The sequence below is a fragment of the Corallococcus sp. AB030 genome (genome assembly GCF_003668965.1).
Classification (GTDB): Bacteria; Myxococcota; Myxococcia; order Myxococcales; family Myxococcaceae; genus Corallococcus; species Corallococcus exiguus.
This window is the reverse complement of sequence record NZ_RAWQ01000531.1, coordinates 1-391: the sequence shown is the minus strand read 5'-3', so window position 1 is coordinate 391 and position 391 is coordinate 1. Positions and strand designations below refer to the sequence as shown.

General features: G+C 74.2%; 1 pseudogene. It reads left to right on the top strand.

The features are described 5' to 3' along the window. Nucleotides 1-391 (top strand): annotated as a pseudogene (locus D7Y15_RS45120) (hypothetical protein); the annotation flags it as partial.

Sequence of the window (391 nt, the reverse complement as noted above, 5' to 3'; positions counted from 1 at the left end):
AAGAAGAAGGGGAAGGACGCCAAGGCCGCCCCCGCCGCTCAAGCCCCGGCCGCCGCCAAGGCCCCCGTCCCCACCGAGTACACGTACGTGCTCGTGCTGGACAAATCCGGTGAGCGCCAGCTGCGCGTGGCGCCCAACACCGGCGCGCCCGAGGACGCCACCTTCAGCGACCGCGGCTTCATCATCGACGGGCTCCAGGGCCCCGCGCGAAACCTGGCCACGCTGGTGCTGGAGCTGCCGCGCGACCCCGTGCGCCCCGGCGAGACGTGGCCCCTGGGCACCGAGCTCACCACGCCGGACGCCCTGGGCACCCTGTTCCGCCGCGCCCCCGGCGGCGAGCGCCACAACCGCGTGAAGCTCGTCTCCGTCACCCCGGGTGACAACGGCGAGC